The sequence below is a fragment of the Psychromonas sp. genome, from assembly GCF_041586535.1.
GTDB lineage: Bacteria > Pseudomonadota > Gammaproteobacteria > Enterobacterales > Psychromonadaceae > Psychromonas.
This window is the reverse complement of sequence record NZ_JBFGZY010000030.1, coordinates 1-16,242: the sequence shown is the minus strand read 5'-3', so window position 1 is coordinate 16,242 and position 16,242 is coordinate 1. Positions and strand designations below refer to the sequence as shown.

Genomic DNA, 16,242 nt, shown 5'->3' with positions numbered 1-16,242 from the left:
GTAACAGTTTCATGCTAAAACAATTAAATGATTGGTACAAACATCACTTTGCAGATCCAAACCTGGGTGTTCTCTTTTTTTTACTGATCAGTGCTTTTGCGATTTTTTACTTTTTCGGTGGGATTTTAGTTCCGCTGTTTGTGGCATTGGTCCTGGCATATCTGCTGGATTGGCCGGTAGATTATCTTATGCGTTTTAAGATAAATAGAACCTTTTCGACATTAATTGTGATGGTGATATTTTTATCACTGGCGATCTTTGCTTTTTTGGGAATTTTACCAACAGTATTTAAACAAGGTGTCGCGTTTATTCGAGATCTACCAATTATGTTTAACCAGGTGCAGGCGTATATTTTAACCTTGCCAGCGCAATATCCGGAACTGATTGATTCTACTACTTTTACCCTTATTGTTCAAAATTTACGTACCTATATATTAGATACAGGCGGCTTTTTACTCTCACATTCATTTGCTTCATTATTGGATATTGCTGCACTGCTGGTTTACGCCATCTTAGTACCTTTAATGATGATTTTTATGCTTAAAGATAAAGAGCTGTTAATTGCGAGCTTTGTGAGGTTTTTACCGAACGATCGTAAATTAGCCAACCAAGTTTGGGTTGAGATGAATGAACAAATTATGAATTATATCCGGGGGAAAGTGATTGAAATCCTGATTGTTGGTATTTGCACTTATTTTACCTTCTATTTTATGGGGCTACGTTATTCGGCGCTATTAGCCGTGTTGGTTGGGTTATCGGTATTAATTCCTTATATCGGTGCTGCCGCAGTGACAGTGCCTATTGCTATTGTGGCATTTTTCCAATGGGGAGCATCACCCGAATTTCTTTATTTGATGATCGCCTACGCTATTATTCAGGCCATTGATGGTAATGTTATTGTTCCTATTTTGTTCTCAGAAGCGGTTAATTTACATCCCGTGGTGATAATAGTATCAGTATTAATATTTGGTGGATTATGGGGTTTTTGGGGGGTGTTTTTTGCAATCCCGCTGGCGACGTTAGTCAAAGCGGTACTGAATGCCTGGCCGAGCGGCAAAATGAAAATTGAAAGCGAAGGGGAGGTGGATTAAGAAAAAAGGGCTGTTGGCCCTTTTTTCTTTCGTAGCATTAAAGAGGCTATTTGCTGTGCAGGTAGTCCAATACAACCTGATGGTGGTCAGTTGTTTTAAATTTATCAAAGACATGTTCAATAGTACCCTGCTCATCGATTAAGAAGCTAATACGATGGATACCATCATAGGTTTTGCCCATGAATTTTTTCTCTCCCCAGACACCAAATGCATCGGCGACCGCATGATCCGTGTCCGATAAAAGCGGGAAGTTAAGCTCTTTTTTGTTAACAAAATTAGCTAATTTTTTGACTGGATCCGGACTGATTCCAAACACCAGGGTATTTAGATCATTCAGCTCTTTATGCACATCGCGTAAACCGCAAGCCTGGTTAATACAACCCGGCGTCATCGCCTTAGGGTAAAAATAAACTAACACTTTTTTACCGGCTAAATCGGCCAAAGCAACACTATTATCCTGATCATCTTGTAACGTAAATAATGGTGCTTTATCACCAGCAACTAATCGTTTCATAATTTTCCTTTAAAGTTTAATCGGGCTGATAAAACCTGCTGGTTTTAACGCCAGTAAATCGCAATCCAAGTTATCAATAACCTGCTCTGCGGTATGCCCTAGTAATGTTGCGCTTAAACCTGAACGTCCGACGGTACCCAGGATGACTAATTGAGCATCAATTTCTTCCGCTACCTGGCTGATCACATCTTCAGGTAAACCCTGAGCAAGGTGGATTTGATCCTTAGGCAGCTTGAGAGTCTGTGCATAGTCATTTAATGTTTTCTGATGGAATTTTTTTAACCCGTCTTCGTAATTAATGGGATCAAATTCGGGTAGTTCGAGCATGATATTCATTGGCGGGCTGGGGTATGCATTAACAATATGAATATTTGCACTGACAATTTCAGCCATGGCAGCGGCTTCTTTTAAGATCTGCTTATTCAGCTGATGGTGATCTTCATCTTGTATACTTTTACAATCAAGTGCACAAAGAATATTACCATTCACCGGCCAGGAATGATGTTTGACCAATAACACAGGGGCGGGACATTTACGTAATAAATTCCAGTCGGTAGGGGTAAATAAAATAGCACTTAACTTGGAATGCTGATGCGTGGATTTGACAACAAGATCATGGTTATTTTTTAAAACTTCAATAATTGCCGCCTGGAAAGGGCGGTTATGCCAGTGTACCTGGCAGTGTATATTCAGGCCTTTTTCTTTATAAGGTGCGGCAATGGTGTGAAGCCATTCTTCATTTTCTTTAATAACAATGCGCTGCATTGCCTGCCTTTCATCGGTTGAACTGAGAGAGGTCATTTCAAAAGTGAGATCATAACAGCATAAGAAGAGAGTGATTTTCGTGCCGACTTCATTTTGAGCAATAGAAGCAGCTCGTTCCAATGCGGGTTGCGATTCTTGGTCTATATCAATAAAAACTAAAATATTGTTGTATTTGAGCATGATAGGATCCCACTATAAAATTAAACATACCTATAATTTAGATCAGAAGGAGGAAAACGGATAGCCTTTTCTGATATGAGAAGGCTATTTGGCAGTGATATTTATAGAACCGCGAGTTGACTCAATCTTTTTTCATTGCGCCAGCAAGAATGGTAAGCTGCTGCTCATCTAATATACTGATGTATTTGCCTTTAACAGCAATCATATTATTTTTTTGGAAGCGCCCTAAAAGGCGACTGATTGTCTCAACGGTGAGCCCTAAATAATTACCAATATCACCACGGGTCATGGATAAGCGGAACTCTTTTGGTGAGAATCCACGTGCGGCAAAACGTTGTGATAAATTATGAATAAAGGATGCAAGCCGTTCTTCCGCATTTTTCTTGGAAAGTAATAAAATCATATTTTGATCGCCAACGATTTCATTGCTCATTAAACGTAATATTTGCTGCCTTAATTTTGGCATCGTTGTGGAAAGGGTATCCAGCGTGTCATAAGGTATTTCACAAATCATTGACGTTTCAAGTGCTTGAGAGAAGCTTGGATGTATACCTGTGCTGATTCCGTCAAAACCAATTAAATCACCAGCGAGATGAAAAGCGGTGATCTGCTCATCACCCTGTTCGGTAATAGTATATGACTTTAAGGTGCCCGAGCGAATGGCGTACAGGGTCTTCATCTCCTGCCCCGCCTTAAATATTTCCTGGCCTTTCTGGATCGGTTTTTTTCGGTCAATGATATTATCTAAACGTTCTAACTCTGTTTCATTAAGTGAATAAGGAATGCACAATTGATTGATGCTGCAATCCTGACAACGTATAGTAGATCCGCCATTTTGAATTCGGTTTGTATTACTTTTTTCCATAGTAATTCTGTTTTCCATAATTGATATAAATCAATGTTAGCATCTATTTAAGATGCTTTGAATAGATCCAAATAATTAAATATCAATAATAGCTGACCCAGGAATCAAGAAAGCCAAGTAACTGCCGGTTTATTTAATGTAAATAGCTGCTATTGATTTAATCGCCTTAAGTTAGCTGCTGTATTGCAACATACAAGGTATGCATTGCGAAAATAGCTAATAATGCGCCACTGCCATAGCGAAACCAGAGGTGATTTAATGTTTTTTTCAAATGGTGGCTGAACGTGCCGACTGTGAGCATGGCCGGCATGGTGCCTAAACCAAAACCTAGCATGATAAGTAAACCATTCCATGCATCGCCACTGCTTGTCGCCCAGGATAAGGTTGAATAAACTAAACCGCAGGGTAACCACCCCCATAAAAAACCAAGAGGAAATGCGAGCAGGGGGTGCTTTAAGGGAATGAATGCTTGTGCCAGCGGTTTTATAAATTTCCACAGCAGTTGACCGGCCTGCTCCAATTTGAGTAAACCGTGCCATACTCTGGCGATATATAATGCCAGCATTAGCATTAAGATAGCGGCGAGCACACGCAGATAAATGAGCGCTTGTTTCCCGCCAAACCATACAATAAGCGTGCTGCTGCCTGCTGCAAAGATAAATCCGGCAATGGAGTAACTGCTTACTCTGCCGAGATTGTAAAGTAATAACGAGAGGATCGAGATCGATTTTTTCTGTTTTTCGCTAATGGAAAAAGAGATGGCACTGGCGATGCCCGAGCACATCCCGAGGCAGTGGCCGGCCCCTAACAAACCAATCAGCAGCGCGGCAATAAAATCATTTAATAACGTCATCTCAGTCATTTAAGTTGTCAGGCTGAGTGGTTTTTTGTTTATTTTTTGGGGAGGCTTTACTCTGAGGTGCGGGTAGATCTTCATCGAAGAGAATATTGGTTCCTTCACGGTCCAAGTCATCATATTGATTCGATTTCACCGCCCAAAAAAACACCATAATAGCGACCGCAACGAATATCATTGCAATTGGTATTAATACGTAAATGCTGCTCATTTTAATAACCTTAAAGAATTACTGACCACAATTAACGAGCTGAAGGACATGCCCAATACCGCCACGTAGGGCGGCACATGTCCGGTCACGGCTAACGGCACAATAATGATATTATAACCCAGTGCCCAAATAAGATTCTGCTTAATGATGTCGGTAGTTTTTTTAGCCATTTGATGTAACACAGCTAATTTAGTTAACTCTTCGCCTAATAAGATAACATCCGCGCTGTTCTTGGCGATATCAGTACCGCTTGCTAACGCCACAGAGACATGCGTCCCGGCTAATACTGGCGCATCATTGATGCCGTCGCCAACCATCATCACTTTATCTTGTCGCTGCAGTTTTTCTATGTATTGCAGTTTTTGTTGCGGCGTAACGCCTTTTTGCAGGTAACCGATACCAAGCAGTTCACAGACTTCTTCACTTTTTAAGGAGTGATCACCGGTCAGCATAGTGCTATTAATATTGTGCTGGTGGCAGTAGGTCAGCATTGGCTCAGCGCTGCTGCGTAACTCATCACCCAATTCAAAAGCAGCAATCAGTTCTCCGTCTAAGGTCATATAGATGATTAATTCTTTGCTTTTTATTGTATTATCAACAGCAACAGCGCAAAAAACACCATGGCCCAATTTTAAGGTTTTGCCTGAATAATCAGCCTGCAACCCCTGACCGGGCTTATTAACCACCTTGGTTAAGAGCACTGTATTCTTCTGCTGCTTTTTAAATGCAATGGAAATAGGGTGCTCGGAATTTTTTTCCAGTTGTGCCGCTAAATCAATGCATGCCTGCCGTGAGTAATCACTGTAACAATGAGTATTAAGCAGGGAAAAGTTACCTTTGCTTAAGGTACCTGTTTTATCAAACACGATATGGTTGATTTTATTGACCGTCTCAAGGACATGGTGCTGTTTAATTAATATACCCTGCTTATTAAGCTGTGCTGTTGCGCAGGTCAACGCGGTCGGAGTGGCTAAAGAAAGCGCACATGGACAAGTTGCGACCAGTACCGACAGGGTGATCCAGAAAGCCTGCTCCGGCGCAATAAAACTCCAGCTTATATAAGTCAGGGTGGCAACAACAAGTAACCCGGCGACAAAATATTTAGCGGCAGTATCGGCAACTACTTCTATTTTAGGTTTATTCAGCTGGGCACTATCCTGGAGATGAATAATATCTGCAATCAAGGTGTTATTACCCAGCTTTTCTACAAGAATAATTAATGGGCTGCTGATATTCACTGTAGCGGCAAAGACAGGCGCACTTTTAGCTTTCTTAACCGGTAAATGCTCACCGGTCAGCATCGACTCTTCAATATTGCTTTCGCCATCTATTATGACACCGTCGACGGGAATAATTTCGCCTGGTTTTACCAGAATATATTGCCCGACGGTTAATGTTTTTGCAGGAATAACAGATTGAATTTGTAAGTTATCCGGATCCTCAAGCAGCGTTGCCATAGAGGGTAACAAGCGTAATAAATTACTGCTGGTCTCCGAGGCCTTACGACGCGCGCGTAACTCTAATAAACGGCCGAGTAATAATAAGAAAGTAAACATTGAAACCGATTCAAAATAAACTTCTCCCCGACCGGTAACGGTCGCATAAGCGGAGGCTGTATAAGCACCTAATAACGCGATCGAGATGGGGATATCCATACCCAAGGTATGGTTGCGAAGATTACGCCAGGCATTGAAATAAAAGGGTTGGGCGCTGTAAAGCAGGACAGGTGTTGCCAATATAAAGCTCACCCAACGAAAATAATCTATAAACTCCTCTTCCATTCCGGCGAAAAAATCGGAGTACAGGGCGATGGCAAACATCATCACCTGCATGGTCGCCAGTCCGGCCAGTCCTAAGCGGCGTAGGTATGACTTTGCCTGCTGTGTATAATAAGCTTCCTGCTTGTTCACCTGAAAGGGATAAGCTTTGTAACCTACCTTGTGAATCTCCTGCAGGATTTGACTGAGTTTAAGCTGCTCTTTATCCCATCTAATGACCGAACGGTTAAGTGTGGTGTTGACATTGATAAAAGCTAATCCGGGCAAACTGCGTAGCTGTTTTTCTATTAGCCAGGCGCAGGCAGGGCAGTTTATACCTTCAATGCTCAGGGTTATTTCGCTGAGGTTATCGCTGTTTTTTACAAAATCTTCCTGGATTTGTTGAATATCATAATAGGCAAGTTGTGATAATTCTTCCGGGACAACTGTTGAGCCTTTTTCAGCCGGCTGACTACGATGCTCATAATAGGAAGTCAGACCACTATCTATAATCGTTTGTGCGACTGCTTCACACCCCGGGCAACACATCTTTTCTGTGACCCCATTTATATTAACTTTAAAATCACTACCGGGCGGATTTTCATCACCACAGTGAAAACAGTGTTGTTGAGCGGTCATTGCAATGTAAAACTCGCTGCAGGTAGGGTTACCGTTTTTTGCAAACGCCAGCTTTTATCAAAAGGTTCAATACGTATTTGCCATTTCCCCTGAAGAGGCAGCTCAGTTCGGTAGCGGTAATTACCGTTGCCGTCAGCCGTTAATAACTGTGATAGATCCCGCTCGGATAGGGTTGAATGAAATAAAAACAGGTAAATAGAGCTGTTATCCCGCACACCGGTTAAATTAATGATCAGCTCACTGCCTGACTGGGTAATAGCTGCGCTGATGTTTTTTGCCCGGGCATTTTTTATCAGAGTAAGATCTTTGTTAATGGCTTTACCTTTTGAGTAATAATCATCAACAACCATATCGGGTTTATTATCCGTTGCGATAATTACAGTTGAAATCCCGCCAACAACGGCACACAAAGGTAAAATAATGAGGAACCAGGGCCAGAATTGTTTGAACCATGCTTTATTATTGCTGTTTTTCATGTGTATCCTGTGAACAGTTAGGCTGGTAATGAACTTACCATCTGACATCGTTGAGAGCTATAAAAAAAGCCTCTTAGTGAGGCTTTTTGTGTCAAATAACAAGCCGTTTAATGGCTATTTACTGATTTTCCTGTTGAGAAAGTGAATAGACATAAGCCGCTATTAAATGCACTTTATCTTCACCTAATACTTTATCCCAAGCCGGCATCACACCATTTCGCCCGTTTCTCAGGGTATCCTCAACGGCATTGCGGGAGCCGCCGTATAACCAGATGGTATCGGTCAGATTAGGCGCGCCGAGGGCAGTCATTCCCTTACCTTCCGGTCCGTGGCATGCGCTGCACACTGCAAAACGTTCTTTACCGGCATTCGCTTCAAGCAGGTTGACCCGGCGGCCGCTTAAACTTAATACGTAGCTGGTGACCTCTTTAATCCCCTGCTCACCAAGGATCTCCTCCCAGGCAGGCATGACACCTTGGCGACCGTGCATCAGAGTCTGTTTGATTGTCTCTGCTTCACCGCCGTATAACCAGTCATTATCCGTCAGGTTGGGAAAGCCGGTACTGCCGCGTGCATCTGAACCATGACATTGTGCACAGTTCTGCAGGAATAAACGTTGACCGACTTTTATCGCCTCAGGATCTTTAGCAACTAATGTCAGATCTTTGTAATTACCATTTTGATCATAAGCGAGTTGTTTAAAGACTGCGCCATATTTTTCATCGGCTGAATTCATCTCGCGCTGGTACTGAGATTGCGACGTTTCAGCTAATTTTTCCGATTCGCTTAAGGTGGTGATACTTTTTTCAGCGCTTGTCCAATCCAACAGGCCATTCCAGTTTGCCGTATAGGTAGGGAAGGCAAAGCTGTAAACTAACCCTATGATGATGGTGAACCAGAATAAACCCGCCCACCATTTCGGGAGCGGGTTGTTTAATTCCTGGATGCCGTCAAAGCTATGCGGCATAGGTTTGCCTTCTTCGACGCCGGTATTATTTTTAGAAGTGGCACGCAGTAGTAATGCGCTGCCAATGATAACGATTAAGGTGATTACAGTTATCCAAATTGTCCAAAAAATGCTCATTATTTTTTAGCTCCTGTATGCTGGCCTAAACGGCTTTCATACTCAGTTGTGCCCTGATCTTCATCGAGAATAGAATTGGCGATCTGATCAAAAGATTTTTTATGTTTTTTACTGAATACCCATAAAATTAAGCCGACAAAAATCACAATTAAGAACAATGTATAAAGTCCGTTAAAAGTTGCAAAATCCATAAAGTCTCCAGTAATTGAAATGAATGCCCTGGTTGCCGGGCATTTTTATTTATCGTAAAGCATGACCAAGTGACTGCAGGTAAGCAATCATCGCCTGCATCTCAGTTTTACCTTCCACCGCCGCTTTTGCACCGGCAATTTCCTCTTCGCTGTACAGAGGTATAGGCTCGCCATTTTCATCAAGACGTCCTTGCCCTGCGGTTAAGATATTAAAGATTTCCAGTTTTCTACCGGTCTCTTCACCCGTTAATAGGTTTTCAGCAAGCCAGGGGAAACCGGGCATATTTGACTGCGGAACCACATCGCGCGGATTAATCAAGTGAACTTCATGCCAGGCATCGGAGTAACGCTGACCAACGCGCGCCAGATCCGGCCCGGTTCTTTTTGAACCCCATAAAAACGGATGCTCCCAAACATGTTCACCGGCAACACTATAATGACCATAACGTTCTGTTTCAGCACGGAAAGGGCGGATCATCTGGCTATGACAAACATGGCAGCCTTCACGAATGTAGATATCACGGCCTTCCATTTCCAATGCGGTGTAGGGGCGTAAATCATCTACCGGTTGGTTGGTTTCTTTCTGGAACAGCAAGGGGGTAATTTGCGCCAACCCACCAAAACTGATGGCAACGATGATCAAAATAGCCAGCAAGCCAACATTCTTTTCAATAAATTCGTGTTTCATTATCTAACTCCCTGACTAACTAAGTTCTTGAGGCTGGATAGAGCCATCTTCTGCTGTAACTGTTTTGTATGTATTGTAAGCCATTACTAACATACCAGTAAGGAAGACTAAACCACCGATAAAACGAATAGTATAGAACGGGTAGGACTTCTCAAGTGATTCAACAAAAGTGTAGGTCAAGGTACCGTCATCATTGACTGCACGCCACATGAGTCCCTGCATAACACCGGAAATCCACATAGCGACTATGTATAACACCGTGCCGATGGTTGCCAGCCAGAAATGCAGGTTAATCATCGCGACACTGTACATCGCTTTTTGGTTAAACAGTATTGGTACCAGGTGGTAAATCGCACCGATCGAGACCATTGCAACCCAGCCTAATGCCCCTGAATGCACGTGACCGACGGTCCAGTCAGTATAATGAGAAAGTGCATTAACTGTTTTAATTGCCATCATCGGACCTTCAAAGGTAGACATACCATAGAATGACAGTGAGACAACCAGGAAGCGCAAAATAGGATCGGTGCGTAATTTATGCCATGCACCTGAAAGTGTCATGATACCGTTAATCATGCCGCCCCAGGACGGCGCAAATAGAATCAGTGACATCACCATACCTAAAGATTGCGCCCAATCAGGTAATGCAGTGTAATGCAGGTGGTGCGGGCCAGCCCAGATATAGATTGCGATTAATGCCCAGAAATGAATAATGGATAAACGATAGGAGTAGACAGGTCGGTTGGCCTGCTTAGGGACAAAGTAGTACATCATACCTAAAAAACCTGCAGTGAGCAGAAAACCTACGGCGTTATGGCCGTACCACCACTGCACCATGGCATCGACAGCACCGGAATAGACGGAGTATGACTTCATTGTGGTCATCGAAACCGGCACGGCGAGACTGTTGACGATGTGCAGGACTGCAACGGTTAATATAAACGCACCGAAGAACCAGTTAGCCACATAAATATGCGAGGTTTTACGAATCGCCATGGTGCCAAAAAATACGATGGCATAAACCACCCATACCGCAGCAATCAATAAATCGATCGGCCATTCAAGTTCTGCATACTCTTTTGAAGTGGTATAACCCAACGGCAGGGTAATAACTGCGGAAAGGATAACCAGCTGCCATCCCCAAAAAACCACCGAAGCGAGCGGGCCGCCAAACAAACGGGTTTGACAAGTGCGCTGCACAACGTAAAAAGAGGTTGCCATTAATGCGGAGGTACCGAATGCGAAAATAACCGCATTAGTATGCAGCGGACGTAATCGACTGTAGGTTAACCAGGGAGTATCGAAATTAAGTGCCGGCCAGATTAACTGCGCTGCAATTAATACCCCAACGGCCATACCGATAATACCCCAGAGAATGGTGGTAAGTGTAAACTGACGGACAACTTTATAGTTGTAATCAGGGTGAATCGTAGTTGCGGTTGTCATTATTTTCATTCCATGCATTTATTTACAATTTACGTATTTTAACGCGTAATAATAAGTAATAATTATCCATAAATAACTGTCTGTTAGAACACTGCATACAAACATAATTATTGGGGTTAAAGTTTACGTGAACCTTTTTCTAATTAACAGTTGTTGGTTGATTAATTGTTAATAAACTTATTGTTTATGTTAAAAAACGCGGGTTATCCATTATTTTCACAAGGATTTTAAATGTTAACAAAAAATAGAGTTGCACAATTGCTGGTGATGCTGATTGTATTAGTTACACTATTTATCTGGCGTACAGTAACAACTAAGCCGGAACAGGTAAAAAATGTTGAATTGACAGCTGTTGCCCCCTTAAGCGAGCTGCCTGCTTGTGATTATGTCAAACCCTGTAAGTTTGCGAGTGACCATGGGACCTTCTGGTTAAGTGTCGCCAACCTGCCTGTTAAAGCTGAACAGTGGATTAATTTTAGTCTCAAGGGCGGTGAAAAAGATTGGCGTGTGGTGGATGCGAAAATTGTTGGTAAAGAGATGTTTATGGGACGTATTCCAGTCACCTTTACGCAAACAGATAAGAATATTTTTTCTGCAAAAACCTTAGTCGGGGCGTGCACAACCCCTAAAATGATCTGGCAGTTACAAATTAATATTGAAGTGAACAGCGCTAATGAACTGCTGTTATTTGATTTCATGGTTGAAAAATAGAAGCTTTTGGTCTGCAATAACGGTTGCAGACCATCATTTTTGTAAAAAATCACCTTACAAAAAACGTTTTTTTAATAGCTGATCAACTGATATTTGACCCGCTCCCCAAACAATATTGATTAAAATCATTAAGCCCCATAACTGGTGATCATAGAAACCGCCTTCCCAAAGTACCGGATAGGAGATAACAGCGATGATATTAAAAACAAACAATACGACTGCCATCGGCCTCGTTAATAAACCTAAGAGTAGAAAAACAGGCAGTATCAGCTCAGCGGCAGTGCCTAAGTAGGCGGCCAACTCCCAGGGTATCAAGGGAACTTGGTATTCCTCCTCAAACAGATATAATGTACTGTCCCAGGTCGTTATTTTTAAATAGCCTGATTTTAAGAATACATTAGCGACCCAAAGACGGGTGAAGAGTAATAATAGCGGCGTAAAATAACTTTGCATTTTCTCTACAATAAGTTGGTAATAATTGAGCATAATGCCTCCTGAGTTTTTGTTATTTAAATCCACAAAGCAGATCTTTCTCTAATAACTTCGGCAGAGATGGCAGTAACGATTGTGGTGCTATTTCCCCTAAGTTTTTTTTCTGCATGATTTGCTCCATCAATAGAAATTCAGTTTCGCTTAATGAAATAAGTTCGACAGTAAAAGAGGGTTGTTTTTTAAGTGCTAGAAAACAGGGCTGGTTTAAATCCGTTTCCTGCACTTCGTTACGGAGCATCATTTGATGTAAATGTGCAATATTTTGTCTGCTGGAAAATAAAACGACCTGAGTAGCGGCCTGAAAAGCAATCTTTTCTAACTGATCTGAGGGTATTGATTGAAGTTGATGTAAATCCAGTGCCGAATGTTGTAATTTTTTATTCGTAGTTTGCTCTAATAACCATTCAAAGCGAGCCATTTCAGCGACATAGGGTAAGTTTGTCAGTTGCTCAAGGCCATCCAGGTGTTCGCTAAAACCATTACCGTAACTCATCAGGTTATTTTCCTGTGGAGGGTTGCTTAAAATAAACTGCCGTGCGACCGCATTAAAAAACTCTTCACCGACGAGTGCCAGAGTGTGTTGGTAGGTTGACGATAATGCTTCTGTAATGCCCATAACAAAATTATTGCGGTACACCTGCAATAACTCGTTGCCGGTGAAATCTTTTTTCGCTTTAATCTGCGTTGTTATCTGCTCACTTTTATATAACAGTGTGTCGCTGAATTGCTGCTGAAGTTGCCTGATCTTCATAGTGATAACTCCATATTTAGCTTTGACCGATAGCCATACTTTACCTGCGAGGCTTGCTGCGCATTTTCATCGTTGCTGTTTGACATTAAGGTTTTTAATGTTGATGGCTTTATTATGCTCTGCTATTAAGACATCAAGTGCCGGGATATCCAGATCCCATTCGATCAATGTCGGTACGTCTGTGCTGTGCGTCTGCATATAGGTCTGGTACATATCCCAAACAGCCTGGCTTACAAAGGTGCTATGAGTGTCAATTAAAATTGAGGCATTATTAACCTGCTTTTCTGTAAAGCCTGCCAGGTGAATTTCCTGCACACTTTCATGATCAATAATGTCGAGATATTTTTCTGTTGAAAACTGATGATTGTTGGCACTGACATAAACATTGTTAAGATCTAATAACAATCCGCATCCTGTTTGTTTGACTATTTCATTTATAAACTCGGGTTCACTCATTTCACTTTGCTTATATTCTAAATAAGAAGAGGGATTTTCTATCAGAATTTGCCGTTCTAAGTATTCCTGGATTTGGTTGATATTATTGACAAAAAACGACAACGCTTCCTGAGTGTATGGCACGGGCAATAAATCATTAAAAAAATTACCTTCTAATGAACTCCAGCTGAGATGGTCCGACACCAGTGCCGGCTGAAAGATATCAATAATCTTTTTAAGTTGATGTAAATGTGTCTGACTGACTGATTCGCAGCTACCGATCGATAAACCAATACCATGGAAACTAAGCGGGTAATGATTAGCAATCTGCTCAAGATAAAAACGGTTTTGGCTGTGAGGTGTAAAGTAGTTTTCGCTGTGCACCTCAAGAAAGCCTAATTCGGGCAGGTTATCTAAAATGGTCTGGTGGTGTGGGCAGCGAAGTCCTATCCCGACAGCGCCTGCATCTATTTTTTTCAATGGGAGTCATCCTTAAAGAGAGACTATCCGGACTGCTTATCAAATAAGTGGTCCGGATAGGATTTAGCGGTTAACGGAGGACAATAAAAACCAAAGCTGTTATGCTTTTTTAGGCTCCAAAGAACCACCCGCTAATTTTGCACATAAGCCTTCAGGCACAGCAAGGAATGCATCACCCTGGTTGTCTACTTTAGAAGTCCCTGCACATGAGCTTGTTTTTGTTGCGCAGTCATTCTTACCGGCAGCGGCAACGCCATAACATTTTTCTTTACCTGCGGCCATTGCCGGTGTTGAAACAAGTGCGCTGCCAACTGCAATAAGGGTTGACACTGTTGCTGCTAAAGCAAGGTTAGAATTCTTCATGGTAAGTTTCCTCATGTGATATAAAACAATTAAGCAAAACCCGAACAATGTCTATGCTTTGTTGTGGGCTCAAGGATATAAACCGGATAATCAGTAAATAAATTTCACATAAAACGATCTTTATTAACATTTGGTTAACTTTTTTTGTGGTAAGTTGTTTTGTTTCAATGGATTGCTGATGAAATTATTTCGCAGAGAATTTTCAAGCTATGCTTTTTCTAAAAAATAGAGAAATAAATGAATTTATTTAACCGAAAACGAAATATAAGTTCAGAATCCTCGGTCTTTAAGGATATGAATAGAAAACAGAAACGTTACGAAGCGCTGGTAAATGTCTACAGTCCGGATCTGTACCGATATGCGTATTGGATTTGCAATGATCCTGATATTGCCCAAGATCTCGTCCAGGAGACTTGTTTGCGTGCCTGGAAGAATCTGGACAGTTTATTGGATGATAAAGCAGCTAAAGGCTGGTTATTTATTATATTGCGGCGTGAAAATGCACGTCGTTTTGAACGTAAGCATTTTTCTCTGGTCGATATTGATGATTATGAAGTTGCTGATGAGCACGATACGTCAAAAGAGATGGATAAAGAGTTGTTACGTCGTAAAATGTTGGCTCTGCCGGATGACTATAAAGAGCCATTGTTACTGCAACTTATTGCTGGTTTCAGTGCCGAGGAGATTGCAGAACAGTTGGAGTTAAACAAAAATACGGTATTAACGCGCCTGTTTAGGGCAAAGAATTTATTAAAATCATCATTAACAGTAACAACGAATAGAGATGGGGCAGCACATGGATGATATTTTATTTCGCCATACCGCAACTGCGACGCCTAATGACAAAAGTGAAGAGTTCTTGCGCAGGCAATCTGATTCCGAACAAGATAAGGCTTTAGTGGATCAGGCAAAACAGTTTGATGCAGAGCTTCGGTCAATTTTAAAAGTTGATTTGCCGGATGACTTGACTGACAAAATTCTATTGGAGCAAAGTTTTGCAATTGAAAATAAAAAGAATCTCAGTCACCGTTGGCACATAGCCATAGCTGCATCGATTGCCTTTATTATTGGTATTAGTCTGCCGCTATTAAATAACCTTAATGATTTACAGCAGGAAATTGGTACTGTGGCGATGCAGCATATTCTGCAGGAGTATCCATTTACCGAAAAAGTGAATGAGCAGGCTAGTCTATCGACAGTGAACGCGAAGCTTGCCAGCTATGGTGGGCTTGCAACAGGTGATCTTGGCGAAGTCCTTTATGTCAATCACTGTGGTTTTGCAAAGGCGGCCGCACTGCATATGATTATTCAAGGTGAAAAGGGGCGTGTTACTGTGTTTGTTGTGCCGCAACAAAGCGAATTGAGAAACTCACCCGAGTTTAACAATCAAATTTTAAAAGGTATGACTGAAATTATAGGACAAACAAGTTTGGTCATTATTGGTGAAAGGGATGAACCGCTTGAGAAAGTGCAGCAGAAGCTGCAGAAAAATATTCAATGGGAAATCTAAAAACCGTATAATTTATGCCCGTTCTTTGGTGGATAAATAATACTTTTACGATTGGTTGCTTGAATTATCAGCGACCAATTTTTTTATCTACCTTTTTAGTTGACAGGAAGTACTGCAAAAAATATACTGCGCCCGTCTTAAAGACTACGGCATTTAAATTTATATTCCGTTGTTAAGAAAAAATTCCTCTTTAGCTCAGTTGGTAGGGCCATTGGGGCACGTTAATCGTATTGCAAGATTAGCGTAATGGAAAAGATAATTCCTCTTTAGCTCAGTTGGTAGAGCAACGGACTGTTAATCCGTTTGTCGCTGGTTCAAGTCCAGCAAGGGGAGCCACATTCAGTTGTTATTGCCAAGGCGATAATAACGAGTCGGAAGACTTAAAAAATTAGATTGTTCTCTAGGTTGATAAAACCATTGGAGCACGTTGAACAGATTGAAAGGTTCGCGTAAATTAAAAGAACAATTCCTCTTTAGCTCTGTTTGTAGAGCAGTTGGGGTACGTTAATGTGATTGCAAAAGTTAACGTATATATAAAATAACTCCTCTTTAGCTCAGTTGGTAGAGCCATTGGGGCACGTTAATCGTATTGCAAGATTAGCGTAATGAAAAAAACAATTCCTCTTTAGCTCAGTTGGTAGAGCAACGGACTGTTAATCCGTTTGTCGCTGGTTCAAGTCCAGCAAGGGGAGCCACATTCAGTTATTATTACCAGGGTGATAATAGCGAGTCGGAAG

The 16,242-nt window shown here is 41.6% G+C and carries 19 protein-coding genes and 2 tRNA genes; 6 read left to right on the top strand and 15 right to left on the bottom strand.

Annotated features, from left to right (window positions below):
- The first annotated feature begins 11 nt into the window (after positions 1–11).
- Positions 12–1,091: an AI-2E family transporter gene (locus ABZA00_RS05240; RefSeq protein ID WP_372881087.1), complete on the top strand. Its 1,080-nt coding sequence runs from the start codon at positions 12–14 to the stop codon at positions 1,089–1,091.
- A 46-nt stretch (positions 1,092–1,137) separates the two neighbouring features.
- On the opposite strand, the gene bcp is transcribed toward ABZA00_RS05240, so the two are convergent.
- The 11 genes from bcp to ccoN all read right to left on the bottom strand — a co-directional run bounded on the left by bcp (position 1,138) and on the right by ccoN (position 10,763).
- Entirely contained in the window at positions 1,138–1,605 is a 468-nt protein-coding gene (gene bcp / locus ABZA00_RS05235) for a thioredoxin-dependent thiol peroxidase (protein ID WP_372881086.1), read from the bottom strand.
- Between the two features lie 9 nt (positions 1,606–1,614).
- On the bottom strand, positions 1,615–2,550 hold the full coding sequence (gene uspE / locus ABZA00_RS05230; RefSeq protein WP_372881085.1) for a universal stress protein UspE: 936 nt from the start codon (positions 2,548–2,550) through the stop codon (positions 1,615–1,617).
- Positions 2,551–2,671: 121 nt separating this feature from the next.
- Positions 2,672–3,421 carry an FNR family transcription factor gene (locus ABZA00_RS05225; RefSeq protein WP_372881098.1) on the bottom strand — a complete coding sequence of 250 codons (750 nt, stop codon included), beginning with the start codon at positions 3,419–3,421 and terminating at the stop codon, positions 2,672–2,674.
- Positions 3,422–3,581: 160 nt separating this feature from the next.
- Complete coding sequence (locus ABZA00_RS05220; RefSeq protein WP_372881084.1) at positions 3,582–4,268, bottom strand: sulfite exporter TauE/SafE family protein; 687 nt, start codon at positions 4,266–4,268, stop codon at positions 3,582–3,584.
- A gap of 1 nt (position 4,269) precedes the next feature.
- On the bottom strand, positions 4,270–4,482 hold the full coding sequence (gene ccoS / locus ABZA00_RS05215; RefSeq protein WP_372881083.1) for a cbb3-type cytochrome oxidase assembly protein CcoS: 213 nt from the start codon (positions 4,480–4,482) through the stop codon (positions 4,270–4,272).
- A complete protein-coding gene (locus ABZA00_RS05210; protein WP_372881082.1) occupies positions 4,479–6,878 on the bottom strand; it encodes a heavy metal translocating P-type ATPase in 2,400 nt (799 codons plus the stop codon). Before ABZA00_RS05210 ends, ccoS begins: the two co-directional genes overlap by 4 nt.
- On the bottom strand, positions 6,875–7,354 hold the full coding sequence (locus ABZA00_RS05205; protein WP_372881081.1) for a FixH family protein: 480 nt from the start codon (positions 7,352–7,354) through the stop codon (positions 6,875–6,877). The genes ABZA00_RS05210 and ABZA00_RS05205 overlap by 4 nt, the downstream gene beginning before the upstream one ends.
- A 118-nt stretch (positions 7,355–7,472) precedes the next feature.
- On the bottom strand, positions 7,473–8,438 hold the full coding sequence (gene ccoP / locus ABZA00_RS05200; protein WP_372881080.1) for a cytochrome-c oxidase, cbb3-type subunit III: 966 nt from the start codon (positions 8,436–8,438) through the stop codon (positions 7,473–7,475).
- On the bottom strand, positions 8,438–8,629 hold the full coding sequence (locus ABZA00_RS05195) for a cbb3-type cytochrome oxidase subunit 3 (RefSeq protein ID WP_372881079.1): 192 nt from the start codon (positions 8,627–8,629) through the stop codon (positions 8,438–8,440). Before ABZA00_RS05195 ends, ccoP begins: the two co-directional genes overlap by 1 nt.
- 49 nt (positions 8,630–8,678) lie before the next feature.
- Positions 8,679–9,317 (bottom strand): cytochrome-c oxidase, cbb3-type subunit II, encoded by a 639-nt coding sequence (ccoO, locus tag ABZA00_RS05190; protein ID WP_372881078.1) that lies wholly within the window; start codon positions 9,315–9,317, stop codon positions 8,679–8,681.
- Positions 9,318–9,332: 15 nt separating this feature from the next.
- The gene (gene ccoN / locus ABZA00_RS05185; RefSeq protein WP_372881077.1) at positions 9,333–10,763 is read right to left on the bottom strand and encodes a cytochrome-c oxidase, cbb3-type subunit I; all 1,431 of its coding nucleotides are present in this window, start codon (positions 10,761–10,763) and stop codon (positions 9,333–9,335) included.
- 231 nt (positions 10,764–10,994) lie between these two features.
- Between ccoN and ABZA00_RS05180 the strand changes: the two genes are divergently transcribed.
- The gene (locus ABZA00_RS05180; protein WP_372881076.1) at positions 10,995–11,474 is read left to right on the top strand and encodes a hypothetical protein; all 480 of its coding nucleotides are present in this window, start codon (positions 10,995–10,997) and stop codon (positions 11,472–11,474) included.
- Positions 11,475–11,528: 54 nt separating this feature from the next.
- On the opposite strand, the gene ABZA00_RS05175 is transcribed toward ABZA00_RS05180, so the two are convergent.
- From ABZA00_RS05175 to ABZA00_RS05160, 4 genes are all read right to left on the bottom strand, one after another.
- On the bottom strand, positions 11,529–11,960 hold the full coding sequence (locus ABZA00_RS05175) for a DoxX family protein (RefSeq protein ID WP_372881075.1): 432 nt from the start codon (positions 11,958–11,960) through the stop codon (positions 11,529–11,531).
- Between the two features lie 19 nt (positions 11,961–11,979).
- Complete coding sequence (locus ABZA00_RS05170) at positions 11,980–12,717, bottom strand: DNA-binding domain-containing protein (RefSeq protein WP_372881074.1); 738 nt, start codon at positions 12,715–12,717, stop codon at positions 11,980–11,982.
- Positions 12,718–12,783: 66 nt separating this feature from the next.
- Positions 12,784–13,632 carry a DUF692 domain-containing protein gene (locus ABZA00_RS05165; protein ID WP_372881073.1) on the bottom strand — a complete coding sequence of 283 codons (849 nt, stop codon included), beginning with the start codon at positions 13,630–13,632 and terminating at the stop codon, positions 12,784–12,786.
- 99 nt (positions 13,633–13,731) lie between these two features.
- A complete protein-coding gene (locus ABZA00_RS05160) occupies positions 13,732–13,995 on the bottom strand; it encodes a DUF2282 domain-containing protein (RefSeq protein WP_372881072.1) in 264 nt (87 codons plus the stop codon).
- A 294-nt stretch (positions 13,996–14,289) separates the two neighbouring features.
- Between ABZA00_RS05160 and ABZA00_RS05155 the strand changes: the two genes are divergently transcribed.
- The 4 genes from ABZA00_RS05155 (at position 14,290) to ABZA00_RS05140 (ending at position 16,200) form a co-directional block, all read left to right on the top strand.
- Positions 14,290–14,799, top strand: coding sequence for a sigma-70 family RNA polymerase sigma factor (locus tag ABZA00_RS05155; protein WP_372881071.1), 510 nt, complete (start codon positions 14,290–14,292; stop codon positions 14,797–14,799).
- A complete protein-coding gene (locus ABZA00_RS05150) occupies positions 14,792–15,505 on the top strand; it encodes a DUF3379 family protein (RefSeq protein ID WP_372881070.1) in 714 nt (237 codons plus the stop codon). Before ABZA00_RS05155 ends, ABZA00_RS05150 begins: the two co-directional genes overlap by 8 nt.
- A 260-nt stretch (positions 15,506–15,765) precedes the next feature.
- Positions 15,766–15,841: transfer RNA gene (locus ABZA00_RS05145), tRNA-Asn, on the top strand.
- A 283-nt stretch (positions 15,842–16,124) separates the two neighbouring features.
- Positions 16,125–16,200 (top strand) — tRNA-Asn (locus tag ABZA00_RS05140).
- Positions 16,201–16,242: the final 42 nt, after the last annotated feature.

Bases quoted from the DNA above. Each gene is read 5' to 3' on its own strand.
- ABZA00_RS05240 (WP_372881087.1), top strand. From the start codon at position 12: ATGCTAAAACAATTAAATGATTGGTACAAACATCACTTTGCAGATCCA.
- bcp (WP_372881086.1), bottom strand. From the start codon at position 1,605: ATGAAACGATTAGTTGCTGGTGATAAAGCACCATTATTTACGTTACAA.
- uspE (WP_372881085.1), bottom strand. From the start codon at position 2,550: ATGCTCAAATACAACAATATTTTAGTTTTTATTGATATAGACCAAGAA.
- ABZA00_RS05220 (WP_372881084.1), bottom strand. From the start codon at position 4,268: ATGACGTTATTAAATGATTTTATTGCCGCGCTGCTGATTGGTTTGTTA.
- ccoS (WP_372881083.1), bottom strand. From the start codon at position 4,482: ATGAGCAGCATTTACGTATTAATACCAATTGCAATGATATTCGTTGCG.
- ABZA00_RS05210 (WP_372881082.1), bottom strand. From the start codon at position 6,878: ATGACCGCTCAACAACACTGTTTTCACTGTGGTGATGAAAATCCGCCC.
- ABZA00_RS05205 (WP_372881081.1), bottom strand. From the start codon at position 7,354: ATGAAAAACAGCAATAATAAAGCATGGTTCAAACAATTCTGGCCCTGG.
- ccoP (WP_372881080.1), bottom strand. From the start codon at position 8,438: ATGAGCATTTTTTGGACAATTTGGATAACTGTAATCACCTTAATCGTT.
- ABZA00_RS05195 (WP_372881079.1), bottom strand. From the start codon at position 8,629: ATGGATTTTGCAACTTTTAACGGACTTTATACATTGTTCTTAATTGTG.
- ccoO (WP_372881078.1), bottom strand. From the start codon at position 9,317: ATGAAACACGAATTTATTGAAAAGAATGTTGGCTTGCTGGCTATTTTG.
- ccoN (WP_372881077.1), bottom strand. From the start codon at position 10,763: ATGACAACCGCAACTACGATTCACCCTGATTACAACTATAAAGTTGTC.
- ABZA00_RS05180 (WP_372881076.1), top strand. From the start codon at position 10,995: ATGTTAACAAAAAATAGAGTTGCACAATTGCTGGTGATGCTGATTGTA.
- ABZA00_RS05175 (WP_372881075.1), bottom strand. From the start codon at position 11,960: ATGCTCAATTATTACCAACTTATTGTAGAGAAAATGCAAAGTTATTTT.
- ABZA00_RS05170 (WP_372881074.1), bottom strand. From the start codon at position 12,717: ATGAAGATCAGGCAACTTCAGCAGCAATTCAGCGACACACTGTTATAT.
- ABZA00_RS05160 (WP_372881072.1), bottom strand. From the start codon at position 13,995: ATGAAGAATTCTAACCTTGCTTTAGCAGCAACAGTGTCAACCCTTATT.
- ABZA00_RS05155 (WP_372881071.1), top strand. From the start codon at position 14,290: ATGAATAGAAAACAGAAACGTTACGAAGCGCTGGTAAATGTCTACAGT.
- ABZA00_RS05150 (WP_372881070.1), top strand. From the start codon at position 14,792: ATGGATGATATTTTATTTCGCCATACCGCAACTGCGACGCCTAATGAC.